Source organism: Pseudomonas sp. VI4.1 (assembly GCF_002029345.1).
Classification (GTDB): Bacteria; Pseudomonadota; Gammaproteobacteria; order Pseudomonadales; family Pseudomonadaceae; genus Aquipseudomonas.
On record NZ_MULM01000133.1, the window covers coordinates 10459 to 36279 of the forward strand.

Annotated in this window: 22 protein-coding genes and 1 pseudogene; 13 read left to right on the top strand and 10 right to left on the bottom strand. The window is 61.3% G+C overall.

What is annotated here, in order from left to right:
• Positions 1 to 161 precede the first annotated feature (161 nt).
• A complete protein-coding gene (purL, locus tag BZ163_RS10295; protein ID WP_128870819.1) occupies positions 162 to 4058 on the top strand; it encodes a phosphoribosylformylglycinamidine synthase in 3897 nt (1298 codons plus the stop codon).
• Positions 4059 to 4063: 5 nt separating this feature from the next.
• Entirely contained in the window at positions 4064 to 4375 is a 312-nt protein-coding gene (locus BZ163_RS10300; protein WP_128870820.1) for a YqfO family protein, read from the top strand.
• Positions 4376 to 4490: 115 nt separating this feature from the next.
• Here the strand turns inward: BZ163_RS10300 and nagE are convergent.
• The 7 genes and pseudogenes from nagE to BZ163_RS10335 all read right to left on the bottom strand — a co-directional run bounded on the left by nagE (position 4491) and on the right by BZ163_RS10335 (position 13300).
• Positions 4491 to 6205, bottom strand: a pseudogene (gene nagE, locus BZ163_RS10305) (N-acetylglucosamine-specific PTS transporter subunit IIBC).
• Positions 6206 to 6234: 29 nt separating this feature from the next.
• The gene (gene ptsP / locus BZ163_RS10310) at positions 6235 to 8751 is read right to left on the bottom strand and encodes a phosphoenolpyruvate--protein phosphotransferase (protein ID WP_128870821.1); all 2517 of its coding nucleotides are present in this window, start codon (positions 8749 to 8751) and stop codon (positions 6235 to 6237) included.
• A 155-nt stretch (positions 8752 to 8906) separates the two neighbouring features.
• A complete protein-coding gene (locus BZ163_RS10315) occupies positions 8907 to 9929 on the bottom strand; it encodes an SIS domain-containing protein (protein ID WP_128870822.1) in 1023 nt (340 codons plus the stop codon).
• Complete coding sequence (gene nagA / locus BZ163_RS10320; protein WP_128870823.1) at positions 9910 to 11016, bottom strand: N-acetylglucosamine-6-phosphate deacetylase; 1107 nt, start codon at positions 11014 to 11016, stop codon at positions 9910 to 9912. Before nagA ends, BZ163_RS10315 begins: the two co-directional genes overlap by 20 nt.
• 94 nt (positions 11017 to 11110) lie before the next feature.
• Positions 11111 to 11842, bottom strand: a complete 732-nt coding sequence (locus BZ163_RS10325) for a GntR family transcriptional regulator (RefSeq protein WP_128870824.1) — start codon at positions 11840 to 11842, stop codon at positions 11111 to 11113.
• Positions 11843 to 12192: 350 nt separating this feature from the next.
• Positions 12193 to 12696, bottom strand: coding sequence for a murein L,D-transpeptidase family protein (locus BZ163_RS10330; protein WP_128870825.1), 504 nt, complete (start codon positions 12694 to 12696; stop codon positions 12193 to 12195).
• A 52-nt stretch (positions 12697 to 12748) separates the two neighbouring features.
• Complete coding sequence (locus tag BZ163_RS10335) at positions 12749 to 13300, bottom strand: NUDIX hydrolase (RefSeq protein ID WP_128870826.1); 552 nt, start codon at positions 13298 to 13300, stop codon at positions 12749 to 12751.
• Between the two features lie 146 nt (positions 13301 to 13446).
• On the opposite strand from BZ163_RS10335, the gene BZ163_RS10340 reads away from it, so the two are divergent.
• The 4 genes from BZ163_RS10340 to purT all read left to right on the top strand — a co-directional run bounded on the left by BZ163_RS10340 (position 13447) and on the right by purT (position 16258).
• Positions 13447 to 14046, top strand: coding sequence for a CoA pyrophosphatase (locus BZ163_RS10340; RefSeq protein ID WP_128870827.1), 600 nt, complete (start codon positions 13447 to 13449; stop codon positions 14044 to 14046).
• A gap of 65 nt (positions 14047 to 14111) precedes the next feature.
• The gene (locus BZ163_RS10345; protein ID WP_128870828.1) at positions 14112 to 14636 is read left to right on the top strand and encodes a gamma carbonic anhydrase family protein; all 525 of its coding nucleotides are present in this window, start codon (positions 14112 to 14114) and stop codon (positions 14634 to 14636) included.
• On the top strand, positions 14633 to 14848 hold the full coding sequence (locus tag BZ163_RS10350; protein ID WP_128870829.1) for a DUF1289 domain-containing protein: 216 nt from the start codon (positions 14633 to 14635) through the stop codon (positions 14846 to 14848). The genes BZ163_RS10345 and BZ163_RS10350 overlap by 4 nt, the downstream gene beginning before the upstream one ends.
• Before the next feature lie 228 nt (positions 14849 to 15076).
• Entirely contained in the window at positions 15077 to 16258 is a 1182-nt protein-coding gene (purT, locus tag BZ163_RS10360; RefSeq protein ID WP_128870831.1) for a formate-dependent phosphoribosylglycinamide formyltransferase, read from the top strand.
• Positions 16259 to 16394: 136 nt separating this feature from the next.
• On the opposite strand, the gene BZ163_RS10365 is transcribed toward purT, so the two are convergent.
• The 3 genes from BZ163_RS10365 to BZ163_RS10375 form a co-directional block, all read right to left on the bottom strand.
• Positions 16395 to 17711 (bottom strand): MFS transporter, encoded by a 1317-nt coding sequence (locus BZ163_RS10365; protein ID WP_128870832.1) that lies wholly within the window; start codon positions 17709 to 17711, stop codon positions 16395 to 16397.
• A 106-nt stretch (positions 17712 to 17817) separates the two neighbouring features.
• Entirely contained in the window at positions 17818 to 19053 is a 1236-nt protein-coding gene (locus BZ163_RS10370; RefSeq protein WP_128870833.1) for a transporter associated domain-containing protein, read from the bottom strand.
• A gap of 12 nt (positions 19054 to 19065) precedes the next feature.
• The gene (locus BZ163_RS10375; RefSeq protein WP_128870834.1) at positions 19066 to 19878 is read right to left on the bottom strand and encodes an inner membrane protein YpjD; all 813 of its coding nucleotides are present in this window, start codon (positions 19876 to 19878) and stop codon (positions 19066 to 19068) included.
• Between the two features lie 195 nt (positions 19879 to 20073).
• Between BZ163_RS10375 and ffh the strand changes: the two genes are divergently transcribed.
• From ffh to dsbC, 7 genes are all read left to right on the top strand, one after another.
• Positions 20074 to 21450, top strand: a complete 1377-nt coding sequence (ffh, locus tag BZ163_RS10380) for a signal recognition particle protein (protein ID WP_008014733.1) — start codon at positions 20074 to 20076, stop codon at positions 21448 to 21450.
• Positions 21451 to 21700: 250 nt separating this feature from the next.
• On the top strand, positions 21701 to 21952 hold the full coding sequence (gene rpsP / locus BZ163_RS10385) for a 30S ribosomal protein S16 (RefSeq protein ID WP_025854836.1): 252 nt from the start codon (positions 21701 to 21703) through the stop codon (positions 21950 to 21952).
• 5 nt (positions 21953 to 21957) lie between these two features.
• The gene (gene rimM, locus BZ163_RS10390; RefSeq protein ID WP_008014731.1) at positions 21958 to 22494 is read left to right on the top strand and encodes a ribosome maturation factor RimM; all 537 of its coding nucleotides are present in this window, start codon (positions 21958 to 21960) and stop codon (positions 22492 to 22494) included.
• The gene (gene trmD, locus BZ163_RS10395) at positions 22476 to 23249 is read left to right on the top strand and encodes a tRNA (guanosine(37)-N1)-methyltransferase TrmD (protein WP_178084677.1); all 774 of its coding nucleotides are present in this window, start codon (positions 22476 to 22478) and stop codon (positions 23247 to 23249) included. Before rimM ends, trmD begins: the two co-directional genes overlap by 19 nt.
• A gap of 45 nt (positions 23250 to 23294) precedes the next feature.
• A complete protein-coding gene (gene rplS, locus BZ163_RS10400) occupies positions 23295 to 23645 on the top strand; it encodes a 50S ribosomal protein L19 (RefSeq protein ID WP_003175895.1) in 351 nt (116 codons plus the stop codon).
• A 269-nt stretch (positions 23646 to 23914) separates the two neighbouring features.
• Positions 23915 to 24811: a site-specific tyrosine recombinase XerD gene (xerD, locus tag BZ163_RS10405; RefSeq protein ID WP_128870835.1), complete on the top strand. Its 897-nt coding sequence runs from the start codon at positions 23915 to 23917 to the stop codon at positions 24809 to 24811.
• Positions 24812 to 24974: 163 nt separating this feature from the next.
• Positions 24975 to 25706 (top strand): bifunctional protein-disulfide isomerase/oxidoreductase DsbC, encoded by a 732-nt coding sequence (gene dsbC, locus BZ163_RS10410; protein WP_128870836.1) that lies wholly within the window; start codon positions 24975 to 24977, stop codon positions 25704 to 25706.
• Positions 25707 to 25821: the final 115 nt, after the last annotated feature.

Here is a 25821-nt window from a genome sequence, read left to right on the forward strand (position 1 = left end):
AATAACCCCTGGCGCGCCTCCCCGAGAGCCCGGGTCACGGCACCGCGCGGGCGCTCCGACGTTCGGGTGCAGCCGTGAGTACCGTTTCGAGTGATGTCGCGGCCTGTTTAGGCTAGAATGCACGGCCTCAAAGCACACCCCTTCCCGAGGCTGTCCCGAAGATGTTGATCCTGCGCGGCGCTCCTGCCCTTTCTGCCTTTCGCCACAGCAAACTCCTTGAGCAACTGAGCCAGAAGGTCCCGGCTGTCAGCGGCTTGTATGCTGAATTCGCTCACTTCGCCGAAGTTACCGGCGTCCTGACCGGCGACGAACAGCAGGTGCTCGCGCGCCTTCTGAAGTACGGCCCAACTGTTCCGGTACAAGAGCCGACCGGTCGTCTGTTCCTGGTGTTGCCGCGTTTCGGCACCATTTCGCCATGGTCCAGTAAAGCCAGCGACATCGCTCGCAACTGCGGCCTGAGCAAGATCCAGCGCCTGGAGCGCGGTATCGCGTTCTACGTCGCCGGCCAGTTCAGCGACGCCCAGGCTCAGCTGATCGCTGACGTGCTGCATGACCGCATGACCCAGATCGTCCTCGGCAACCTTGAACAGGCTGCCGGCCTGTTCCGCCATGCCGAGCCGAAACCGCTGACCGCGATCGACGTGCTGGGTGGCGGCCGCGCCGCACTGGAAACAGCCAACACCGAGCTGGGCCTGGCCCTGGCCGATGACGAGATCGACTACCTGGTCAATGCCTTCGTCGGCTTGAAGCGCAACCCGCACGACATCGAACTGATGATGTTCGCCCAGGCGAACTCCGAGCACTGCCGTCACAAGATCTTCAACGCCAGTTGGGACATCGACGGCCAGAGCCAGGAAAAAAGCCTGTTCGGCATGATCAAGAACACCTACGTGATGCACAGCGAAGGCGTGCTGTCGGCTTACAAGGACAACGCCTCGGTGATCGTCGGCAACGTTGCCGGCCGTTTCTTCCCGGACCCTGAAACCCGCCAGTACGGCGCGGTGCAGGAACCGGTGCACATCCTGATGAAAGTCGAAACCCACAACCACCCGACCGCGATTGCCCCGTTCCCGGGCGCTTCCACCGGTTCCGGTGGCGAGATTCGCGACGAAGGCGCAACCGGTCGTGGTGCCAAGCCAAAGGCTGGCCTGACCGGCTTCACCGTGTCCAACCTGCAGATCCCGGGCTTCGAACAGCCGTGGGAAGTGCCGTATGGCAAGCCTGAGCGCATCGTTACCGCGCTGGACATCATGATCGAAGGCCCGCTGGGCGGCGCCGCGTTCAACAACGAATTCGGTCGTCCGGCCCTGACCGGCTACTTCCGTACCTTCGAACAGTCGATCACCACCCCGCGTGGCGACGAAGTTCGCGGTTACCACAAGCCGATCATGCTGGCTGGCGGCATGGGTAACATCCGTGCCGAACATGTGCAGAAAGGCGAGATCACCGTCGGCTCCAAGCTGATCGTGCTCGGCGGCCCGGCAATGTTGATCGGCCTGGGCGGCGGTGCCGCTTCCTCCATGGCCACCGGCACCAGCTCGGCAGACCTGGACTTCGCATCGGTTCAGCGTGAAAACCCTGAGATGGAACGTCGCTGCCAGGAAGTCATCGACCGCTGCTGGCAACTGGGTGACAAGAACCCGATCAGCTTCATCCATGACGTCGGCGCGGGCGGTCTGTCCAACGCCTTCCCGGAACTGGTCAACGACGGCAACCGTGGCGGTCGCTTCGAACTGCGCAACATTCCAAACGACGAGCCGGGCATGGCCCCGCACGAAATCTGGAGCAACGAATCCCAGGAACGTTACGTTCTGGCGGTGGGACCTGCGGACTTCGAACGCTTCCAGGCGATCTGCGAACGCGAGCGTTGCCCGTTTGCCGTGGTAGGCGAAGCCACTGCCGAGCCGCAGCTTACAGTCACGGATAGTCACTTCGGCAACAGCCCGGTGGACATGCCACTCGAAGTGCTGCTGGGCAAAGCGCCACGCATGCACCGTTCGGCCGTTCGCGAAAACGAGCTGGGCGACGATTTCGATCCGTCGACCCTGGAGATCGCAGACTGCGTCGAGCGCGTCCTGCATCACCCGGCCGTGGCGAGCAAAAGCTTCCTGATCACCATCGGCGACCGCACCATCACCGGCCTCGTGGCCCGTGACCAAATGGTCGGCCCGTGGCAAGTCCCGGTGGCCGACGTTGCCGTCACCGCCACCAGCTTCGACGTCTACACCGGCGAAGCCATGGCCATGGGCGAGCGCACTCCGCTGGCCCTGCTGGACGCTCCGGCGTCGGGCCGCATGGCCATCGGCGAAACCCTGACCAACATTGCCGCGTCGCGCATCAACAAGATCTCCGACATCAAATTGTCGGCGAACTGGATGTCCGCCGCCGGTCACCCGGGTGAAGACGCGCGTCTGTACGACACCGTGAAAGCGGTCGGTATGGAACTGTGCCCGGACCTGGGTATCACCATTCCGGTGGGCAAGGACTCCATGTCCATGGCCACCCGCTGGAACGACGACGGCGTCGACAAGACCGTGACCTCGCCGATGTCGCTGATCGTGACCGGTTTCGCGCCCGTGGCTGACATCCGTCAGACCCTGACGCCGGAACTGCGCATGGACAAGGGCACCACCGACCTGATCCTGATCGACCTGGGTCGTGGCCAGAACCGCATGGGCGCCTCGATCCTGGCCCAGGTTCACGGCAAGCTCGGCTCGCAAGCGCCGGACGTCGATGATGCCGAAGACCTCAAAGCCTTCTTTGCGGTGATCCAGGGCCTCAACGCCGATGGCCACCTGCTGGCTTACCACGACCGTTCCGACGGCGGCCTGCTGACCAGCGTGGTGGAAATGGCGTTCGCCGGCCACTGCGGTCTGAGCCTGAACCTCGACGGTCTGGCAGAAACGTCCGCCGACATCGCCGCGATCCTGTTCAACGAAGAGCTGGGTGCGGTGATCCAGGTTCGCCAGGACGCTACTCCAGACATCCTCGCGCAGTTCAGTGCTGCCGGTTTGGGCGAGTGCGTGTCGGTGATCGGTCAGCCGATGAACAACGGCCAGATCAACATCACCTTCAACGGCGAAACCGTGTTCGAAGGTCAGCGTCGTCTGCTGCAACGTCAGTGGGCTGAAACCAGCTACCAGATCCAGCGTCTGCGTGATAACGCCGACTGCGCCGAACAAGAGTTCGACGTGCTGCTGGAAGAAGACAACCCGGGCCTGAGCGTCAAGCTGAGCTACGACGTCAACCAGGACGTCGCCGCGCCTTACATCAAGAAAAACATCCGGCCACAGGTTGCCGTGCTGCGTGAGCAGGGCGTCAACGGTCAGGTGGAAATGGCGGCAGCGTTCGACCGCGCCGGTTTCAACGCGATCGACGTGCACATGAGCGACATTCTGGCCGGCCGTGTCGACCTGAACGAGTTCAAGGGGCTGGTCGCTTGCGGTGGTTTCTCCTACGGCGACGTACTGGGTGCCGGCGAAGGCTGGGCCAAGTCCGCGCTGTTCAACAGCCGCGCCCGCGATGCGTTCCAGGGTTTCTTCGAACGTAACGACAGCTTCACCCTCGGTGTGTGCAACGGTTGCCAGATGATGTCCAACCTGCACGAGCTGATCCCGGGCAGCGAGTTCTGGCCGCACTTCGTGCGTAACCGTTCCGAGCAGTTCGAAGCGCGTGTGGCGATGGTTCAGGTCCAGGAGTCGAATTCGATCTTCCTGCAAGGCATGGCCGGTTCGCGCATGCCGATCGCCATCGCTCACGGTGAAGGTCATGCCGAGTTCGCCAGCGAAGAAGCGTTGCTGGAAGCCGATCTGTCGGGTTGCGTGGCGATGCGTTTCGTCGACAACCACGGCAAGGTCACCGAAAGCTACCCGGCCAACCCGAACGGCTCGCCGCGCGGGATCACCGGGCTGACCAGCCGCGACGGTCGCGTCACGATCATGATGCCGCACCCGGAGCGGGTGTTCCGCGCCGTGCAGAACTCGTGGCGTTCGGAAGACTGGAACGAAGATGCACCGTGGATGCGCATGTTCCGTAATGCCCGCGTCTGGGTGAACTAAGCGCCGTGTACAAACTCGGCTTCTTTGTTCCCGACAGTCATGTCGAAGGGGTCAAGAGCGCCGTATTCGCCGCCGGTGGCGGACGGATCGGTGCTTATGACCATTGCGCCTGGCAAGTGCTGGGCCTGGGCCAGTTTCGACCATTGGATGGCAGTCAGCCGTTTATTGGGGAAGCGGGACAGGTCGAGCAGGTTGAGGAATGGAAGGTCGAGCTGGTGGTGGCGGATGAGTTGATCGTGGCTGTGGTGGCTGCGTTGAAACTCAGCCACCCCTATGAAACGCCGGCTTATGAGGTGTGGCGGTTGGAGGATTTCTGATCTTCCGGCTGCTGAAACAAGAAACCCGCTGAAAGTGATTTCAGCGGGTTTTTTGTTGATCGGTTTTTTGTGGTGTTGCTTATGGCCTCATAGCGGCCTACCAGGCACCGAGGATCTAAACCTTGGCACTCACTTCACTGCGATTGACCAACGCTTGCAGGGCATCACTCAAACTTGGCGCCTTGTCGCCAATCAGCAGATGCCACACGCCACCGTCCAACTGGCTGACACCCTGGCAACCCAACGCTTTCAAATCGCATTCCGACAACACCTTGCCATCCGCCAGCTGCAGGCGAATGCGGGTCATCGCGATACAGTCCATTTGCAGCACATTTTCGCCACCGCCCAACGCCTTCAGCCATTGCTGCGCTTCTGTTGACGCCACGGTGGCAGGCTTCGGCGCATCGACAACAGCTGCAGGAGGGGAGACCAGCGCTCGACCCAATGCCGGCATCGCCAGGCGAATCTCATCGGCAATGCTGTCCGCCATCGGCCCGACGACCACTTGCAAACTCCCGCCTTTGCCCGGACGCACCACCGCCATCGCGCCCAGCGCTTTGAGCTCAACATCCGAAGCCTTGGTGCGATCCACCATGTCCAGGCGCAGCCGGGTGGTACAGGCTCCAACGGTGATCAGATTCTGCGCGCCACCCAGCGCCTTGATGTAGGCCTCGGCCCGGTCACTCTCGGCGATCACCACTTTATCGCCCGCTGGAACATCTTCACGCCGGGCGTCTTGAGGTTGAACCGGCGAATGCAGAAATCAAACACCAGATAGTAGATCACCGCATAAGCCATCCCCACCGGCAACACCAGCCAGCCGTTGGTGGATTTCCCCCAGCCCAGAATCATGTCGATGAAACCGCCGGAGAAGGTGAACCCCAGATGGATGTTCAGCAGGTTGGTGATGGCCATCGACAGCCCCGTCAGCAGCGCATGCAGCAAATACAACAGTGGTGCGAGGAACATGAAGGCGAATTCGATCGGCTCGGTCACGCCGGTCAGAAACGAAGTCAGCGCCATCGACAGGAAGATCCCTCCCATGATTTTGCGCCGTTCCGGCAGGGCGTTGCGATACATCGCCAGGCAGGCGGCGGGCAGGCCGAAGATCATCATCGGGAACATGCCGGTCATGAACTGGCCGCCTTTCGGATCGCCAGCGAAGTAGCGCGACAGGTCGCCGGTGACGAGGGCGCCGGTGGTCGGGTCGGTGAAGTTGCCGAAGACGAACCACGCCATGTTGTTGAGGATATGGTGCAAGCCGGTGACGATCAGCAGGCGGTTGAACACGCCGAAGACGAACGCACCCAAGCTGCCGCTCTCCATCATTAGCGCGCCAAAGCCATTGATGCCGTGCTGGATCGGCGGCCAGATCAGGCCGAACACCACGCCCAGGCCGACGGCGGCGAACCCGGTCACGATCGGCACGAAGCGCCGGCCACCGAAGAACGCCAGGTATTCCGGCAACTTGATGTCTTTGAAGCGGTTGTACAGCGCGCCGGCCATCAAGCCGCTGACGATCCCGGCGAGCATGCCCATGTTGATGCTCGCATCGAGCACCTTGAGGGTGGAGATCATCACCAGATAGCCAATGACGCCGGCGAGGCCTGCGGTGCCGTTGTTGTCCTTGGCGAACCCGACCGCGATGCCGATGGCGAAGATCATCGCCAGGTTGGCGAATATGACCTGGCCGGCGTCATGGATGATCGCGATGTCCAGCAGGTCGGTGTCGCCCAGACGCAGCAACAGGCCGGCAATCGGCAGGATCGCAATCGGCAGCATCAGTGCGCGGCCGAGGCGCTGCAGGCCTTCGATGAAGTATTGGTACATGGCGGATCTCCCTGGATTATTGTTGTTGTTCAGCTCAGAGGCCATTGCTGGTGACAGGCGCGACGCACGGCCGCGGCACTGCTCAGCTTGAGCAAGTCCTGGCTGAAGCGTCGGCATTCGGCGGCGTCGAGGTGACGGACGCGATCCTTGATTTCACCGATCTGCACCGGGCTCACCGACAACTCGCTGACACCCAGACCGATCAGTACCGGCGTCGCCAGGGGGTCAGAGGCGAGCGCCCCGCAGACCCCGACCCAACGGTGATGCACCGCCGCACCGGCACAGGTCTGGGCGATCAGTCGTAGCAGCGCCGGGTGCAAAGCATCGACCCGCGAGGCGAGACCGGCGTGGTCACGGTCCATGGCCAGGGTGTACTGGGACAAATCGTTGGTGCCGATGGACAGGAAGTCCGCATGCTCTGCCAGCTGTTCGGCCAGCAACGCGGCGGCCGGCACTTCGATCATCACCCCCAGCTCCGGGCGCTCAGTGAGCTCAAGCTCAGTGCACAGAGCGTCGAGGCGCTGGCGGATGTGGAGCAGCTCATCGACTTCGGTGACCATCGGCAACAGGATCCGGCAACGGGCCAGCGGGCAGACATGCAGCAGAGCGCGCAGTTGCTGATCCAGCAGTTCCGGCCGAATTTGAGCCATGCGAATGCCGCGCAGACCGAGCACCGGATTCGCTTCGGCGGGAAGGGGCAGATAGTCCAGTTGCTTGTCGCCACCGACGTCGATGGTGCGGATGATCACCGACTTGTCGCCCATGGCATCGAGCACGGCTTGATAGGCGAGGCGCTGTTCCTCTTCGTCCGGTGCGGTGTTGCGGTCCACAAACAGGAATTCGGTACGCAGCAGGCCTACGCCGTCGGCACCATTGGCCAGCGCGTCAGCCGCTTCAGTGCTGGAGGCGACGTTGGCGGCGACTTCGATCTGCACGCCGTCGCGGGTCAGCGCCGGGGTGTGCGCCTGAGTCTGTTGTGCGGCACGACGTTGTTGATGATCGAGTTGCGCCTGACGGACCTCGGCCAAGCGTGCACTGCCGGGCATCCATTCGAGACGCCCGCCATCGGCATCCAGTACCACCGACTGGCCTTGTTGCTGATCCAGCAGTGTTGCGCCCAGTGCCACCAGGCATGGCAAGCCTTTGCCCCGAGCGAGAATCGCGACATGGGAAGTTGCGCCACCCTCGACCATGCACAACCCGGCGACACCTTGCGCGCTCAGTTGCAACAGATCGGACGGGGTCAGTTCATGGGCAGCAACGATAGCCCCGGCGGGCACGTCGTAATGCCAGGTTTCACCGAGCAGGGCGCGCAACACCCGTTGCTTGAGATCGCGCAGGTCGTTGGCGCGTTCGGCCAGCAGTGGGCTGCCCAGTTGCTGCAGCACCTCGCACTGCGCGTCGATCGATCGACACCAGGCATGGGTCGCGGCCATGCCCTGGTCAATGGACCGGTTGGCGGCGTCGAGCAACGCCGGGTCTTCGAGCAACGCGAGGTGAGCGGCGAAGATCGCTTCCTCGGCGGTGTTCTTGTGCTTTTTGGCCCGGGCCAGGGTGCTGTCGATTTCGCTGCGGACTTGGTTCCGCGCAGTGTCGAGGGCTTGCAGTTGTTGCTCGGGATCATGGTTGCCGGCGTCCACCGGCAGGCTGATCGCGTTCAGGCGAAACATTGGCCCGCCGACCAGGCCGGGCGCGGCGCAGACGCCGTGCAGCACGCCCGCTTCTGCCGCACGTTTATGCTGGGCAATGGGTGTCGGCGCCATGGCATGGCTGTCTTCGGCCAGCGCTGTGGACAATGCGGCCAATATCGCTTGCACGGCCGCTTCGGCGTCCGGGCCCTGACAACTGACCTGAACTTCGTCGTGCTCGCCGACGGCCAGACCCATCAGCCCGATCAAGCTGTCGCAGGTCGCCGATTTACCGCCGAAATGCAGTCGGGATTTACTCTTGAAGCCTTGCGCCGTCTGCCGGATCAGCGCCGCCGGCCGGGCGTGCAATCCGCCGCGATGGGCGATGCGGATGTGGCCATGGATTTCTTCTCCCTGCACGTCCACTTCAGCCTGCGCACCCATTGGGTGGCGGCGAATGATGTGCAGCAGCGGTTCACCCACCTTGACCGACTTCAAGGTGATCGCTCGCACCTGGAAGTCCTGGCTGTTGGTCAGGATCATCAGGCTGACCAGGCTTTTGCACTGCTGCGCGACCTGGTCCAGGTCGTAGCGCAACAGCGGCTCGCCGTTGGCGACTCGCGCACCTTCCTTGACCAGCATGGAGAAGCCTTGGCCCTGCAACTCGACCGTGTCCAGGCCCAGGTGAAGCAATAGTTCGGCGCCATTGTCGGCGCGCAGGGTCACGGCATGGCCGGTACGGGCCACATGCACCACCACGCCGGCGCAGGGGGCGTGAAGGGTGTCGTTCAGCGGATCGATGGCGATTCCGTCACCCATGGCGCCGCTGGCGAACACCGGGTCAGGGACATCGACGAGCGTGAGCACCGGGCCGCTGAGCGGGGCGCTGAGGGTCAGCTCTTTATTGTTGTTGTGCATGGCTCGGTCTCATCAATAAAAACTACGGATCGGATCATCGCGCCCCTGTAGGCGCTGGCTTGCCAGCGAAGAGGCCCTTGAGGCAAGCGTCGTCGTTGAGGCCGCCTTCGCTGGCAAGCCAGCTCCTGCAGGGGGGGATTCGTTCGGTATTTGAGTTAGTGGGTGCGCGTGACTTTGCTCAAGTGGCGCGGCTGGTCCGGGTCCATGCCTCGGGCGACCGCCAGACCGGCAGCCATGACGTAGAAACTCTGGATCGCCAGGATCGGGTCGAGAGACGGATGTTCGGCGCAGGTCAGGGTGAGGTCGCGTTCGATGACATCCTCCGGGGCCGCCAGCAATACCCGGGCGCCGCGCTGGCGCATGTCGGCAGCGAAACTCAATAACCCGGCCTGCTCGGCACCGCGCGGGGCGAATACCAGCAATGGATAGTGCTCATCGATCAAGGCCATCGGGCCGTGACGGACTTCGGCGCTGCTGAAGGCTTCGGCCTGGATCGCCGAGGTTTCCTTGAATTTCAGCGCCGCTTCCTGGGCGATGGCGAAACCGGCGCCACGGCCGATCACCATCAGGCGCTGGCAATCGCGCAGGGCTTCGATGGCCAGGCTCCAGTCCTGTCGTGCCGCCTCGCGCAGGCCTTCCGGCAGGGCCAGGCCGGCTTCCAGCAACTCCGCATCTTGTTTCCAGTGCGCGACCAGCCGGGCGCTGGCGCTGAGGGTGGCAATGAAACTCTTGGTCGCGGCGACGCTGCTTTCGATGCCGGCGCACAGCGGCAGGCTGAATTCGCAGGCCGCTTCCAGTGGCGAACTCTCGGCGTTGACCATCGAAATGCTCAGGGCGCCGCGCTTGCGCAGCAGGCGCAGGCTGTTCACCAGATCCGGACTTTGCCCGGACTGCGAGAAAGCGAAGGCCACCTGGCCGCTGACCTTCAGCGGCGCCTGTTGCATGGTCACCACCGACATCGGCAACGACGCCACCGGAATGCCCAGTTGCTGCATGGTCAGGTAGGCGAAGTAACTGGCCGCATGGTCGGAACTGCCGCGGGCGACCGTCATCGCCACTTGCGGCGGCTGACGACGCAGGCGTCCGGCGATCTCGATCATCTGCGGGTCGAGGTGTTGCAGTTGGGCTTGCACGGCCTCGAACGAGGACAGCGCCTCTTCAAGCATTTTTGAAGTCAATGTCTTCTCCTTCGACCATGACGGCGGTCAGTGTGAGTGTGCGATCGAGCCGCACGCAGTCGGCCCAGCTGCCAGGTGCAAGGCGGCCGCGTTCTTGAAGGCCGAGGTAGTCGGCGGGAAATTGCGAAAGACGTTGCGAGGCCTCGGCGATCGGCAGGCCGATCTTCACCAGGTTGCGCAGGGCCTGGTCCATGGTCAGGGTGCTGCCGGCCAGGGTTCCGTCAGGCAGACGCACACCGCCCAGGCATTTGGTGACAGTGTGGCTCCCGAGCTTGTATTCACCGTCGGGCATGCCCGCGGCGGCGGTGGAATCGGTGACGCAATACAGGCACGGGATCGAACGCAGAGCCACGCGGATGGCGCCGGGGTGGACGTGCAGCAAGTCGGGAATCAGCTCGGCATATTTCGCATGAGCCAGCGCCGCGCCGACGATGCCCGGCTCGCGGTGATGCAGCGGGCTCATGGCGTTGTACAGGTGGGTGAAACTGGTCGCGCCGGCCTCCAGCGCCGCCACGCCTTCCTCGTAACTGCCGAGGGTGTGGCCGATTTGCATGCGTACTCCGCGACTGCTGAGGCTGCGGATCAAAGCGTCGTGACCGGCAATTTCCGGGGCGATGGTGATGACGCGGATCGGTGCCAGCGCCAGGTATTCTTCGACTTCGGCCATCAACGCGGTGTGGGCAAAGTTCGGTTGGGCCCCGAGTTTGCCGGGGTTGATGTACGGACCTTCCAGATGCACGCCGAGGACTCGGGCGCTGCCTTTGGGCCGCTGCTCGCAAAACTCGCCGACATCTTTGAGTACACGGGAGATCTCTTCGCCCGGTGCGGTCATGGTGGTGGCCAGCAGCGACGTGGTGCCGAAACGCACATGGGTTCTGGTGATGGTCTCGAAGGCGGTTGCACCTTCCATGATGTCTTTGCCGCCACCGCCGTGAACGTGCAGGTCGATGAAGCCCGGTAGCAGGTAAGGCAAGTCATTGTCCGCCGGATCGCAAGGCTGGCCTTCGATGGACACGACCCTGCCGTGTTGATGGATCAGCCGGCCGCGAACCCAGCCGTGGGCGGTGAGGATGTTGTCTTCGGACATGATCGGTTCTCTCGTTCAGCGGCGCGGCTTTGAGCGGCGAAGCTCTTTATCGGGGAAGCTCTTTATCAACGAAGCTCTTTATCTACGGAGCTCTTTACCTGCGAAGCTCTGCGACAAAATCGTAGTAGTCGTTGCGGCAGTAGGTGTCGGTGACTTCGATCGGCGTGTTGTCTTCCAGGTAGCCGACCCGGGTCATCAGCAGCATCGCGGTGCCGGGGGCGATCCCCACCAGCGCGGCGAATTCGTCCGAGGCGTTGATCGCCTGGATGTGCTGCAAGGCGCGGACTACCGGTTTACCGATGCCGTCGAGGTATTCGTAGAGGGAGTCGCCCACCGCCTGCGGCTTGGGAATAATCGTGGCGGGCAGGGTGCTCATCTCGATCGCCATCACCGTGTCATCGGCCTTGCGCAGGCGTTTGAGCCGCGCGACCTTGTCGTTGGGTGAGAGTCCCAGGCGGATCAGTTCTTCGTGGGTCGGCGGCGTGATTTCCCGCTCCAGCCATTGCGAACCGGGGACAAAGCCCTTGAGCCGCAACATCTCGCTGAAGCCTGAAAGGCGCGACAGCGGCTGCTCCAGACGCGGGGTGATAAACGTGCCGGAACCTTGATTGCGCCGGATCAGCCCTTGTTCGAACAGCACTTCCAGCGCCTTGCGTGCCGTGACGCGGGAAATGCCCAGCGTTTCGCTGAGATTGCGCTCCGACGGCATGGCCTGTTCGGCTTTCCACTGGCCGGCATGGATCGCCGCTTCCAGATTGCGCGCCAGTTGCAGGTACAGCGGCGTGGGCTGGGTATCGTCAGGGCGTAGCGCCTGGAGGTCATTCATAGAGGGTGTCCGATGCGGATATTGGAGTGTTGTCGCCCGGTAATGCAGCGAAAACTAATACCACTTCAATACCATGTCAATCAGGCCACTTGGCTTGAAGCGCAGGAATACCGGGCCTTATGAGCGCCTTTATCAGGCGCCGGCTTTAAGTGGTATTAGCGATGGGGATTTTGAAAGCAAAGATCGCAGCCTGCGTCAGCTCTTACACGTGGCAGTGGTATCACCCCGGTAGGAACTGCCGCAGGCTGCGATCTTTTGATTTTATTTTTCGATGGCGACCGAAGGTAGCGGTCAAAACACGAAGCTGGAGGAGGGGCGCCACAAAAGCGCCTTTGCCAGAGAGAGGGATGCTACGGACGAATCTCGATCATCGTGCCATCCGGCACCAGCCCCCAGACCTCGCGCATGTCCATGTTGCGCATGGCGATGCAGCCGTCGGTCCAGTCCAGGGTGTGGAACAGGGCTTCGGGGTTGTCTTCGGTATCCGGAGTGCCGTGGATCATGATCATGCCGCCGGGTTCGACGCCTTCGCGCCGGGCGCGGGCGGCGTCGCTGATGTTCGGGTAGGAAATGTGCATCGACAGGTTGAAACGGTCGCTGGTCTTGCGCCAGTCCACCCAGTAAAAACCTTCAGGTGTGCGTTTGTCGCCTTCCATGAGTTTCGGACCGACCGGTCTTTTTCCCAATGAAATGCGATAAGTCCTGAGCGGCTTGCCGTCGTTGATCAATTGCAGTTGATGGGCCGACTTGAGCACCAGGACTTTTTCGACGACTTTGCCATCCAGGGTTTCCGCCGTGGAGGCCTGGGAAATAGCGACGAACGACATGCAAAACACGGCAAGCAACCAGCGCATTGAAACGATATCCCTGAAAGGTGTCGTGACTATTTTATTTATAGAAGGTTTTTTAACGGATGGCAGGTTGAGCGAGCGGCGGGATCGATTCGGACCGCACGGGGTAGGTCTCGGTCCGCCGGTCTGCGAAGTAGCATTCTAGGGTACGGCCTACCGTACGGAAAGCCAGCTCGGACCAAGGGATGTCGGCCTCTTCGAACAGTGCCACTTCCAGGCTTTCGGGGCCGGCGGCAAAATCCAGGTCCACCAGCTCGGCACGAAAGAACACGTGTACCTGACTGATGTGCGGCACGTCGATCAAGGTATAGATGCTCAGATTGCGCACCCGGGCACACGCCTCTTCAGCGGTCTCGCGAATCGCCGCCTGCTCGATGGTTTCGCCGTTCTCCATGAAGCCTGCGGGCAGGGTCCAGTAACCGAGCCTCGGCTCGATGGCGCGTCGGCACAGCAATACCTTCGAGCCCCAGACCGGCACGCAACCGGCGACGATATTGGGGTTCTGGTAATGAATCGCATGACAGCTATCGCAGACATAACGCAGGCGCGAATCGCCTTCTGGGATGCGCTGGGTTACCGGGTTGCCGCACTGACTGCAAAATTTCATGCTTGGGTTCCTGAATGCTGTGCCTATCTTGGCGTGCGGCGGTGTCAGTCGGCAAGTTGTCGTTTAGCGACATGCTGCGGTTATGGGGTTGGGCGGTCGGTTCGATTGGTGCATGATGCAAGGTAGAGAATAAGTCGAGAAGTCTCATGCTGGACGAGCTACTGCATCGAGTAAGCAACCACACCCCACGCACACTGGAAACCGACATGCGTTTTCCTGAGGCCGCGGTCCTGGTGCCCATCACTCGCAGTGATGAACCGGAACTGGTTCTGACCCTGCGCGCCAGCGGGCTTTCGACCCATGGTGGCGAAGTCGCGTTTCCCGGCGGTCGCCGCGACCCCGAAGACCCGGACCTGGTGTTCACCGCCCTGCGCGAAGCTGAAGAAGAAATCGGCCTGCCGCCGGGGCTGGTCGAAGTGATCGGCCCGCTGAGTCCGCTGATCTCCCTGCATGGCATCAAGGTCACGCCCTATGTCGGGGTGATTCCGGACTTCGTCGACTATCAGGCCAACGATGCCGAGATTGCCGCGGTGTTCAGCGTACCCCTGGAGTTCTTCCGCACGGACCCTCGGGAACATACCCATCGCATCGATTACCAGGGCCGCAGTTGGTACGTGCCGAGTTACCGTTATGGCGAATACAAGATCTGGGGCCTGACCGCGATCATGATCGTGGAGTTGATCAACCTGCTTTATGACGCCAAAATCAGTCTGCACCAACCGCCCAAGCGTTTTACCGACACCTGAAGCCATCATTCGAAATGGCCAAACCTTTTTGCAAGTGAGCCTGCCTGAGCCTCGAGGGAACAAAGATGAAATATCGCTTGGGCGACGCCCGCGTCGAAACCCATCCACAGAGCTGGGTCGCACCCAACGCCGTACTGGTCGGCAAGGTCAAGCTGGAAGAGGGCGCCAACGTCTGGTTCAATGCCGTGTTGCGTGGCGACAATGAATTGATTCTGATCGGCAACAACAGCAACGTGCAGGATGGCACGGTGATGCACACCGACATGGGCTACCCGCTGACCATTGGCACCGGTGTGACCATTGGCCACAACGCCATGCTCCACGGATGCACGGTCGGTGATTACAGCCTGATCGGGATTAACGCGGTGATTCTCAACGGCGCGAAAATCGGCAAGCACTGCATCATTGGCGCCAACTCGCTGATTGGCGAAGGCAAGGAGATTCCGGACGGCTCATTGGTCATGGGGTCGCCCGGCAAGGTGGTGCGCGAGTTGACCGAAGCGCAGAAGCAGATGCTGGAGGCCAGTGCCGCTCACTATGTGCATAACGCTCAGCGTTACGCCCGCGATCTGGCTGAGCAGGAACCATGAACACCGCCGAACGCCCGGTCCGATCGCCCTGTGTGAATATCTGTGCGCTGGACGAGGACGATGTGTGCACCGGGTGCCAGCGCACGGTGGAAGAGATCACGCGCTGGAGCCGGATGGACAACGAGGAGCGGCGCAGGGTGTTGGGGTTGTGTCATGAGCGGGCCAAGGCCAGTGGGATTATCTGGATGCTGCCTGCGAAATCCGATTCCTGAACCTTGCAGGAGCGAGCTTGCTCGCGATGGTCGTCAACGATAACGCACCCAATCTGAATGAATGCGGTGCCTTGACGTTTCTCGCGAGCAAGCTCGCTCCTACAATCTCCTCAGGTCGTCGCCAGCTGAAGCCAAAGCCTGCGGTTCATGTAAAATGCCGCGCTTTCTCCCCATGGGAAGCGCGCTTTCGCTGCAACCCTCGATGATCCGCTCCATAGAGGACCTGAGATGACCCGTATCGGAACTCCATTGTCGCCAACCGCGACCCGCGTCTTGCTGTGTGGCTGTGGTGAGTTGGGCAAGGAAGTGGTGATCGAGCTGCAACGCCTGGGCGTTGAAGTGATTGCCGTGGATCGCTATGCCGACGCGCCGGCCATGCAGGTTGCGCATCGCAGCCACGTGATCAACATGCTCGACGGCGCTGCCCTGCGTGCCGTGATCGAGGCCGAGAAGCCGCACTTCATCGTGCCGGAAATCGAAGCCATCGCCACCGCGACCCTGGTCGAGCTGGAAGCCGAAGGTTTCACCGTGATCCCGACTGCGCGCGCCACGCAGCTGACCATGAACCGCGAAGGCATCCGTCGCCTGGCCGCCGAAGAGCTGGACCTGCCGACCTCGCCGTACCACTTCGCCGACACCTTCGAAGATTACAGCAAGGCTATCGAAGACTTGGGTTTCCCCTGTGTGGTCAAGCCGGTCATGAGTTCCTCGGGCAAGGGCCAGAGCCTGCTGCGCAGCGCCGATGATGTGAAAACCGCGTGGGATTACGCGCAAGAAGGCGGCCGCGCCGGTAAAGGGCGGGTGATCATCGAAGGCTTCATCGACTTCGACTACGAAATTACCCTGTTGACCGTGCGTCACATCGGCGGCACGACGTTCTGCGCGCCCGTCGGCCATCGCCAGGAGAAGGGCGACTACCAGGAATCCTGGCAACCACAGGCCATGAGCCCGGTTGCCCTGGCGGAATCCGAGCGCGTGGCCAAAGCGGTCACTGAAGCCTTGGGCGGCCGTGGTCTGTTTGGCGTCGAGCTGTTCATCAAGGGCGATCAGGTGTGGTTCAGCGAAGTGTCGCCGCGTCCGCATGACACCGGTCTGGTGACCCTGATTTCCCAGGACCTGTCGCAGTTCGCCCTGCATGCGCGGGCGATCCTGGGCCTGCCGATTCCGTTGATCCGTCAGTTCGGGCCTTCGGCTTCGGCGGTGATTCTGGTGGAAGGGCAATCGACCCAGACCGCTTTCGCCAACCTGGGCGCGGCGTTGAGCGAGCCGGACACGGCGCTGCGCCTGTTCGGCAAGCCTGAGGTCAATGGTCAGCGTCGGATGGGCGTGGCGTTGGCGCGGGATGAGTCGATCGAGGCGGCTCGTGCCAAGGCAACCCGCGCTTCCCAGGCTGTCGTAGTCGAGCTCTAACCGAGTCGCGGCATTCGTCGGATCGCCGCCCGGAGCAAGCCCGCTCCCACATTGACCGCATTCTTGCTGTTAGAACTCGGTCACCTGTGGGAGCGGGCTTGCTCGCGAAGCTTTTGCCGTTGCCGTTGCCGTTGCTTCAGGCCACCCGATTCAGATCGTTGTTACGCGTCTCCTTCAGGCACAGCACCGCGATCAAGCTCAACACCGCCGCCCCCGACACATACCCGCCGACATAACTCAGCCCCCCCATCGCCACCAGTTTCTGCGCAAAGAACGGCGCCGCCGAGGCCCCAACGATTCCGCCAAGGTTGTAGGCTGCCGACGCCCCGGTATAACGCACGTGAGTCGGAAACAGCTCCGGCAGCAGCGCCCCCATTGGCGCGAAGGTCACGCCCATCAGAAACAACTCGATGCACAGGAACAGCGCCACACCCCACGTTGACCCTTGGGTCAGCAGCGGTTCCATCAGGAATCCGGACAGAATCGCCAGCACGCCACCGATGATCAGCACCGGTTTGCGCCCGTAACGGTCGCTTGCCCAGGCCGACAATGGCGTGGCCGCGGCCATGAACAGGACCGCGAAGCACAACAGCGCGAGGAAGGTTTCGCGGGTGTAACCGAGTGTCGACACGCCATAGCTCAATGAAAACACGGTCGAGATGTAGAACAGTGCGTAACACACCACCATCGACCCGGCACCCAGCAGCATGGGCGCCCAGTATTGGCTTAACAGCTCCACCAGCGGAATCTTCACCCGTTCCTGGCGAGCCATGGCATTGGCGAACACCGGCGTTTCGTGGAGCTTGAGGCGCACGTACAGCCCGACCATCACCAGCGCGGCACTGAGCAGGAACGGAATCCGCCAGCCCCACGAACGAAACTGTTCATCGTCCAGGGTCATGGCCAGGGTCAGGAACAGCCCGTTGGCCGCGAGAAAGCCGATCGAAGGGCCGAGCTGCGGGAACATGCCGAACCAGGCGCGCTTGCCTTTGGGCGCGTTCTCCGTCGCCAGCAGCGCTGCGCCGCCCCATTCACCCCCCAATCCCAGGCCCTGACCGAAGCGCAGCACGCAGAGCAGGATCGGCGCCCACGCCCCGATGCTGTCGTAGCCCGGCAGTACGCCGATCAGCGTGGTGCATACGCCCATCAGCAACAGGGAGGCCACCAGGGTCGATTTGCGTCCGATGCGGTCACCGAAGTGGCCGAACAGCGCCGAACCCAGCGGTCGGGCAAGGAAGGCGATACCGAAGGTCAGGAACGCCGACAGCATCTGCGCGGTGCCGGAGGTCTGCGGAAAGAACACCGGGCCGATCACCAGCGCTGCCGCCGTGGCATAGACGTAGAAGTCGTAGAATTCGATGGCGGTACCGATGAAGCTCGCGGTGGCCACCCGGGTGGCGGAGTTCGTCGGTTGCGCAGGCGTGGTGTCGTTATAGGTCGTGCTGGTCGTCATGCGGTTATCCCTGACAGTCATGTGCCCCAGTGGAGCTAATTATTATGGTCGAACACCCAGGGATGTGGGTTTTAACGCAGCGTGCGGGTAGCACAGGGGTATGATTTCAAGCAGGGGTTTGCACTGTGGCGGTATGCCAGATCAACACGCGCGTGACGCGGTTGTCTTCGGTTTCAAGGATTTCCAGCCGATACCGCCCGATCTTCAGGCACACCGCGCTCTCGGGAATCGTCTCCAGCGCCTCGGTGACCAACCCGTTGAGGGTTTTCGGACCATCACTGGGCAGGTGCCAGCCCAGGCTCTTGTTCAGGTCGCGAATCGACGCCGCGCCATCGATCACCAGGCGTCCATCGGCCTGGGGATGGATATGCGGGTTATCCAGGCTGTGCTGGCTTTCGAACTCGCCGACGATTTCTTCGAGAATGTCTTCCAAGGTCACGATGCCGAGCACTTCGCCGTACTCGTCGACCACCATGCCCAGGCGTCGCTGCTGTTTGTGAAAATTGAGCAACTGCAGTTGCAGCGGTGTGCTTTCAGGCACGAAGTACGGCTCGTGACTGGCCGCCAGCAGCGATTCCAGGGTCAGGCTGCCGTCGGGCAGCAAGTGGCGGATCTGCCGGGTGTTGAGCACCGCTTCGACCTGGTTGATATCGCTGTGGAACACCGGCAGGCGCGTGCGTTTGTTGTGACGCAGTTGTTCGATGATGTCCGGGAGGGCGTCGTCGAGGTTGATCCCGTCGACGTCACTGCGCGGAACCAGAATATCGTTGACCGTGATGTCGTCCAGCGCGTGGATACCCGAGAGCGGGTGCGGGCGGCAGACGGCGTGTTCGCGATCGTCGTGCCTATCGTTCGGCGCTTCGTCTTCGCTCTGTTGCACCACTTTGGCTTTGCGCACGAACGGTCGCATCAGCAACTGGCTGATGCCATGAAGTAGCCAGGCAGCCGGGTAGATGATTTTCAGTGGCGCGCCAAGCAAGGTGTTGCCCAGCGCCAGGACCGCGTCCGGGTAGCGCACGGCGAGGGTGCGTGGCAGGTAGTCGGCGAACACCAGCAGGATGGCGCCGGCACCGACGCAAGCGGCCCATGGACCGTTCTCGGCCCAGGTGAAAATCGCCAGCAACGTGCTGATGACCACCACCAGCGCGCGGCACAGGGTGTTGCAGAGGATCAGGCTGTTCAGCGGGAAGTTTAGTTTCGCCACGGGTTTGTCGCTGGAGCGCGAGGCGGTGCGCTGGGCCAGCAAATGTTGTTGTGCCGCTTCGATGGCGGTAAACAGCCCCGACCATAAAATCAGCAGGGCCATGACTGCAAGCATCGGCCCTATGGGCAATTCGTCCATTAATGCCGCCCGTCAGATGTGCAGGATGTATTCACGGACCAGCTTGCTGCCGAAGTACGCCAGCATCAGCAGGCAGAAACCGGCGAGGGTCCAGCGAATGGCCTTGTGTCCGCGCCAGCCCAGGCGGTTGCGGCCCCAGAGCAGCACGCTGAAGACGATCCAGGCCAGGCACGCCAGCAAGGTCTTGTGCACCAGATGCTGGGCGAACAGGTTGTCGACGAACAGCCAGCCGGAGATCAGCGACAACGACAGCAGGGTCCAACCCGCCCAGAGGAAGCCGAACAGCAGGCTTTCCATGGTTTGCAGCGGCGGGAAGTTCTTGATCAGCCCAGACGGGTGCTTGTGCTTGAGTTGATGGTCCTGAACCAGCAACAGCAGCGCCTGGAACACCGCAATGGTGAACATGCCATAGGCGAGGATCGACAGCAGGATGTGGGCGAGGATGCCTGGCTCCTCGTCGATGATCTGCACTGTCCCGGCGGGGGCGAACTGCGCGAGCAACACGGTCGCCAGGCCCAGCGGGAACAGTAATATCAGCAGGTTCTCCACCGGAATCCGCGAGCAGGCCAGCAGGGTCAGGGCAATGACCGCCGCGGCGATCAGGCTGGCGGCGCTGAAAAAATCCAGGCCCAGGCCGATCGGCGTCAACAGATGGGTGACCAGGCTGGCGCCATGGGCCAGCACGGCCAGCACGCCGAGCGTGACCAGCAGGCGTTTGTTGGCCTTGGCGCCGGTGGCCAGACGAGTGCCCTGATAGAGGGTCGCAGCGGCATACAAGCAGGCGGCGGCGAGGGTGGTAAGCAAGCTGGGTGACAAGGGGAGCATAAATCCTGTTAGGCAAGCCCGAAAGGCGCTGAGTTTGGCATAGAACCCACGCCGCACGAAAGTGCGAGGTGTCCGCCAGACGCAGTCTTCGCTATAATCCGCGACCTGCCCACGCCGCAGGCTCGCCGAGCACATGTTGATTCCGGTCTGGGCCGCCATTATCCCGGTCTACACAGGGCCTGAAAGGATCGCGCAATGTTTGAAAACTTAACCGACCGTCTCTCGCAGACGCTGCGCCATGTCACCGGCAAGGCCAAGCTGACCGAGGACAACATCAAAGACACCCTGCGTGAAGTGCGCATGGCGTTGCTCGAAGCCGACGTCGCCTTGCCGGTGGTCAAAGACTTCGTCAACTCGGTCAAGGAGCGCGCCGTCGGCACCGAGGTGTCGCGCAGCCTGACGCCGGGCCAGGCTTTCGTGAAGATTGTCCAGGCCGAACTCGAAAGCCTGATGGGCGCGGCCAACGAAGACTTGAACCTGAGCGCCGTGCCGCCGGCCGTCGTGCTGATGGCCGGTTTGCAGGGGGCGGGTAAAACCACCACCGCTGGCAAACTCGCGCGCTTCCTTAAAGAGCGCAAGAAGAAATCGGTGATGGTCGTCTCCGCGGACGTTTACCGTCCGGCGGCGATCAAGCAGCTGGAAATGCTTGCGGGCGAAGTCGGCGTGACCTTCTTCCCGTCCGACCTGAGCCAGAAGCCGGTCGACATCGCGCAAGCAGCCATTAAAGAAGCGAAACTGAAATTCATCGACGTGGTCATCGTCGATACCGCCGGTCGCTTGCACATCGACGAAGAGATGATGGGCGAGATCAAGGCGCTGCACGCCGCGATCAACCCGGTCGAAACCCTGTTCGTGGTCGACGCCATGACCGGCCAGGATGCCGCCAACACGGCCAAGGCCTTTGGCGACGCGCTGCCCCTGACCGGTGTGATCCTGACCAAGGTCGACGGCGACGCCCGTGGCGGTGCCGCCCTGTCGGTGCGTGCCATCACCGGCAAGCCAATCAAGTTCATCGGTATGGGCGAGAAGAGCGAAGCGCTCGAGCCGTTCCACCCTGAGCGTATTGCTTCGCGCATCCTCGGCATGGGCGACGTGCTCAGCCTGATCGAGCAGGCCGAGCAGACCCTCGACAAGGACAAGGCCGACAAGCTGGCCAAGAAGCTGAAGAAGGGCAAGGGCTTCGACCTCGAAGACTTCCGCGATCAGCTGCAACAGATGAAAAACATGGGCGGCCTCGGCGGCCTCATGGACAAACTGCCGAACATCGGCGGCGTGAACCTGGCGCAAATGGGCAACGCCCAGGGCGCGGCAGAGAAGCAATTCAAGCAGATGGAAGCCATCATCAATTCCATGACCCCGGCCGAGCGCCGCGACCCTGAGCTGATCAGCGGTTCGCGCAAACGCCGGATCGCCATGGGTTCCGGCACCCAGGTGCAGGACATCGGTCGCTTGATCAAGCAACACAAGCAGATGCAGAAGATGATGAAGAAATTCTCCGCGAAAGGCGGAATGGCCAAAATGATGCGCGGCATGGGCGGTATGTTGCCCGGCGGCGGCATGCCCAAGATGTAAAGAATCCGCGCCGCCAGAGATGTCGGCGCAGTACCACAGAGATGTGGGAACTCCAGCAAACCCGCACTTGGCGGGAGCTGACTGGCCGTTTTCAACGACGGCTCTATAGCAAATCTGGATGGCGACCGGAAGGCCGCCGGAAAAAGACATTTGCAAAAGTCCGGATATTCCTTAGAATATGCGGCCTTTCGGGCACCTATGCCCGCTGTGCCTTTAGATTTGCAGCACCGACTACAGGAACGATGTTCACATGCTAACAATCCGTCTTGCCCTTGGCGGCTCCAAAAAGCGCCCGTTTTACCACTTGACCGTAACTGACAGCCGCAACCCACGTGACGGCTCTCACAAGGAACAAGTTGGTTTCTTCAACCCGATCGCTCGTGGTCAAGAAGTCCGCCTGTCCGTGAACCAAGAGCGCGTAGCCTACTGGCTGAGCGTTGGTGCACAACCATCTGAGCGTGTTGCTCAGCTGTTGAAGGACTCGGCTAAGGCCGCAGCCTGAGCAATATGAACGCGACGCCAGCTGTTGCTGATGATTTGATCGTTATCGGCAAAATTTATTCGGTTCATGGCGTTCGCGGCGAAGTGAAGGTGTATTCCTTTACTGATCCGACTGAAAACCTGTTGCAGTACAAAACCTGGACGCTCAAGCGCGAAGGCAATGTGAAACAGGTCGAGCTGGTCAGCGGACGTGGGAACGACAAGTTCCTGGTCGCGAAGCTCAAGGGTCTCGATGATCGTGAAGAAGCGCGTCTTCTGGCCGGTTATGAGATCTGCGTGCCGCGCAACCTGTTCCCTGAATTGACCGACGGCGAGTACTACTGGTACCAGCTGGAAGGTCTGAAGGTTATTGATCAACTCGGGCAATTGCTCGGGAAAATCGATCATCTTCTGGAAACCGGCGCCAATGATGTAATGGTGGTCAAGCCTTGCGCTGGCAGCCTGGATGATCGCGAACGCCTGTTGCCCTATACGGAGCAATGCGTGTTGGCCGTCGACCTGGCCGCGGGCGAGATGAAGGTGGAATGGGATGCGGACTTCTAAACGTGGCTAACCTGCGCGTAGAAGTGATCAGTTTGTTTCCCGAGATGTTCTCCGCCATCAGCGAGTACGGCATCACCAGTCGTGCGGTGAAACAGGGGCTGTTGCAGCTCACCTGTTGGAATCCGCGAGACTACACGACGGATCGACATCACACTGTGGACGATCGCCCATTTGGCGGTGGTCCGGGCATGGTGATGAAGATCAAGCCCCTGGAAGATGCGTTGGTTCAGGCCAAGGCAGCAGCCGGGGAGGCGGCGAAGGTGATTTACCTGTCCCCCCAAGGCCGTCAACTGAATCAGTCGGCGGTACGCGAGTTGGCGAATCTGGATGCATTGATCCTGATTGCCGGCCGCTATGAAGGCATTGACGAGCGTTTTATTGAAGCTCATGTCGATGAAGAGTGGTCGATTGGCGACTATGTACTGTCTGGCGGTGAGCTGCCGGCGATGGTCCTGATCGATGCGGTTACACGACTGCTGCCTGGAGCTTTAGGGCATGCGGACTCCGCCGAGGAAGATTCCTTTACGGATGGTTTGCTGGATTGCCCGCACTACACCCGACCGGAGGTGTATGCGGATCAGCGTGTTCCCGACGTATTGCTAAGTGGCAATCACGCGCATATCCGGCGTTGGCGTTTACAGCAGTCCCTTGGTAGGACCTTTGAACGACGCGCCGATCTTCTGGAAAGCCGCTCGCTTTCTGGAGAAGAGAAGAAGCTGCTCGAGGAATACATCCGCGAGCGGGACGATAGTTAACAACGTATCGATGGTAGATCCGACGATCTACCTTAGGAGCACAGCATGACTAACAAAATCATCCTTGCACTCGAAGCAGAGCAGATGACCAAAGAGATCCCTACCTTTGCCCCGGGCGACACCATTGTCGTTCAGGTGAAAGTGAAGGAAGGCGACCGTTCGCGTCTGCAAGCGTTCGAAGGTGTTGTTATCGCCAAGCGTAACCGCGGCGTAAACAGTGCTTTCACCGTGCGTAAAATCTCCAACGGTGTTGGCGTAGAGCGTACTTTCCAGACCTACAGCCCGCAAATCGACAGCATGGCCGTTAAACGTCGTGGTGACGTACGTAAAGCCAAGCTGTACTACCTGCGTGACCTGTCCGGTAAAGCAGCTCGCATCAAGGAAAAACTGGCTTAAGTCCAGCTTCCGATGCAGAAAAAAGCAGCCTGCGGGCTGCTTTTTTGTTGCCTGCGATTTGCCCGATACAAACCTGACCTGTAGGCGCGAGGCTTGCCCGCGAAGACGTCATATCAGCCAACATAAATGTTGAATGTAAGTCCGTCTTCGCGGGCAAGCCTCGCTCCTGCAAGAGATCACGCCATCACCCAATCAATTGCATCAGGCTCTATAAAGCCACAGCAGGCTATGAAAGACTTGCCGTCAGTTTTCCAGTGACCTGAGCCTCTATGCCCGCCATTGACCACCCACGGATAGACCAATTTCTCGACGCCCTGTGGTTGGAGAAAGGCCTGTCCGATAACACTCGCGATGCCTATCGCAGCGATCTCGCCTTGTTCAACGGCTGGCTGCAGGAGAAAGGCCTGGAGCTGATCAACGCCGGACGCGAGTTGATCCTCGATCACTTGGCCTGGCGCCTGGAACAAAACTACAAGCCCCGTTCAACTGCACGATTTCTCTCCGGCGTGCGTGGGTTTTATCGCTATTTACTGCGGGAAAAGCTGATTGCTGTCGATCCGACCTTGCGCATCGATATGCCTCAGCTCGGCAGGCCATTGCCTAAATCCCTGTCGGAAGCCGATGTCGAGGCGCTGCTCAAGGCACCGGACTTGAGCGAAGCCATCGGCCAGCGCGATCGCGCCATGCTCGAAGTGCTTTACGCCTGCGGCTTGCGGGTGACGGAGCTGATCAGCCTGACCCTGGAGCAGGTCAACCTGCGCCAGGGCGTGCTGCGGGTGATGGGCAAGGGCAGCAAGGAGCGACTGGTGCCGATGGGCGAGGAGGCGATCGTCTGGGTTGAGCGCTATATGCGTGATGGCCGCCATGAACTGCTTGGGGGGCGTCCAAGTGATGTGATGTTCCCCAGTCAGCGCGGCGAGCAGATGACCCGCCAGACCTTCTGGCACCGCATCAAGCACCAGGCCAAGGTCGCCGGGATCGGCAAGTCGCTGTCGCCGCATACGCTGCGTCACGCCTTCGCCACGCACCTGCTCAACCACGGCGCTGATTTGCGGGTGGTGCAGATGCTGCTGGGCCATAGCGACCTGTCCACTACGCAGATCTACACCCACGTCGCCCGGGCGCGCCTGCAAGACCTGCACGCCAAACACCACCCGCGCGGCTGAGCGGGTCCCTGTGGGAGCGCCCTCAAGATGTCTTGCGTCAGGCGCATTCGGCCACAGGGGCCTTATGTGGTAGGCTTTGCCGGTTTGCACGATGGGCGATTATGACCCGGTGTTTCGGCACGGGCGTTCTGATCGTCCCATTTGTCCGCCTTCAGGAGTTCTCATGCGTCTGACCCAGATTTTCGCCGCCGCAGCCATTGCGTTGGTCAGCACCTTTGCCGTCGCCGATGACGCGGCCGACAAAGCGATTCGTAAAAGCCTGGAAAGCCTCCAGCTTGAAACCCCGATCGAAGCCATCAGCGCCAGCCCGCTGGCCGGTCTGTACGAAGTCAAGCTCAAGGGCAGCCGTGTGCTCTACGCCAGCGCCGACGGCCAGTACGTGATGCAGGGCTACATGTTCCAGCTCAAGGACGGCAAGCCGGTCAACCTGACCGAGAAGACCGAACGCCTGGGCGTTTCCAAACTGGTCAACGCGATTCCGGTAGCGGAAACCGTGGTTTACCCGGCGATCGGCGAAACCAAATCGCACATCACCGTGTTCACCGATACCACGTGCCCGTATTGCCACAAACTGCACGCCGAAGTGCCTGAGCTGAACAAGCGCGGTATTGAAGTGCGCTACGTGGCGTTCCCGCGCCAGGGCCTGGGGTCGCCGGGTGACGAACAGCTGCAAGCGGTCTGGTGCTCGAAAGACAAGAAGGCCGCCATGGACAAAATGGTCGACGGCAAGGAAATCAAGGCCGCCAAGTGCGATAACCCGGTTTCCAAGCAGTTCGCCCTCGGTCAGTCGATCGGCGTGAACGGTACACCGGCCATCGTTTTGGCTGATGGCCAGGTCATTCCGGGCTACCAGCCAGCACCACAAGTCGCCAAACTGGCGCTGGATGCGAAATAAAGTTCGTATCGTCACGGTCAGCCTTTGACGATCATGGTCGGGCGGTCATCCGCCTGGCCATTAATAGAGAACCGCAACTATGCGGTTGTTTTCACGGCCGGCCTCGAGTCGGCCG

Excerpts from the sequence above, each read along its gene's own strand:
- purL (WP_128870819.1), top strand. The coding sequence starts at position 162 with ATGTTGATCCTGCGCGGCGCTCCTGCCCTTTCTGCCTTTCGCCACAGC.
- ptsP (WP_128870821.1), bottom strand. The coding sequence starts at position 8,751 with ATGCACAACAACAATAAAGAGCTGACCCTCAGCGCCCCGCTCAGCGGC.
- nagA (WP_128870823.1), bottom strand. The coding sequence starts at position 11,016 with ATGTCCGAAGACAACATCCTCACCGCCCACGGCTGGGTTCGCGGCCGG.
- BZ163_RS10325 (WP_128870824.1), bottom strand. The coding sequence starts at position 11,842 with ATGAATGACCTCCAGGCGCTACGCCCTGACGATACCCAGCCCACGCCG.
- BZ163_RS10330 (WP_128870825.1), bottom strand. The coding sequence starts at position 12,696 with ATGCGCTGGTTGCTTGCCGTGTTTTGCATGTCGTTCGTCGCTATTTCC.
- BZ163_RS10335 (WP_128870826.1), bottom strand. The coding sequence starts at position 13,300 with ATGAAATTTTGCAGTCAGTGCGGCAACCCGGTAACCCAGCGCATCCCA.
- BZ163_RS10340 (WP_128870827.1), top strand. The coding sequence starts at position 13,447 with ATGCTGGACGAGCTACTGCATCGAGTAAGCAACCACACCCCACGCACA.
- BZ163_RS10345 (WP_128870828.1), top strand. The coding sequence starts at position 14,112 with ATGAAATATCGCTTGGGCGACGCCCGCGTCGAAACCCATCCACAGAGC.
- BZ163_RS10350 (WP_128870829.1), top strand. The coding sequence starts at position 14,633 with ATGAACACCGCCGAACGCCCGGTCCGATCGCCCTGTGTGAATATCTGT.
- purT (WP_128870831.1), top strand. The coding sequence starts at position 15,077 with ATGACCCGTATCGGAACTCCATTGTCGCCAACCGCGACCCGCGTCTTG.
- BZ163_RS10365 (WP_128870832.1), bottom strand. The coding sequence starts at position 17,711 with ATGACGACCAGCACGACCTATAACGACACCACGCCTGCGCAACCGACG.
- BZ163_RS10370 (WP_128870833.1), bottom strand. The coding sequence starts at position 19,053 with ATGGACGAATTGCCCATAGGGCCGATGCTTGCAGTCATGGCCCTGCTG.
- BZ163_RS10375 (WP_128870834.1), bottom strand. The coding sequence starts at position 19,878 with ATGCTCCCCTTGTCACCCAGCTTGCTTACCACCCTCGCCGCCGCCTGC.
- ffh (WP_008014733.1), top strand. The coding sequence starts at position 20,074 with ATGTTTGAAAACTTAACCGACCGTCTCTCGCAGACGCTGCGCCATGTC.
- rpsP (WP_025854836.1), top strand. The coding sequence starts at position 21,701 with ATGCTAACAATCCGTCTTGCCCTTGGCGGCTCCAAAAAGCGCCCGTTT.
- rimM (WP_008014731.1), top strand. The coding sequence starts at position 21,958 with ATGAACGCGACGCCAGCTGTTGCTGATGATTTGATCGTTATCGGCAAA.
- trmD (WP_178084677.1), top strand. The coding sequence starts at position 22,476 with ATGGGATGCGGACTTCTAAACGTGGCTAACCTGCGCGTAGAAGTGATC.
- rplS (WP_003175895.1), top strand. The coding sequence starts at position 23,295 with ATGACTAACAAAATCATCCTTGCACTCGAAGCAGAGCAGATGACCAAA.
- xerD (WP_128870835.1), top strand. The coding sequence starts at position 23,915 with ATGCCCGCCATTGACCACCCACGGATAGACCAATTTCTCGACGCCCTG.
- dsbC (WP_128870836.1), top strand. The coding sequence starts at position 24,975 with ATGCGTCTGACCCAGATTTTCGCCGCCGCAGCCATTGCGTTGGTCAGC.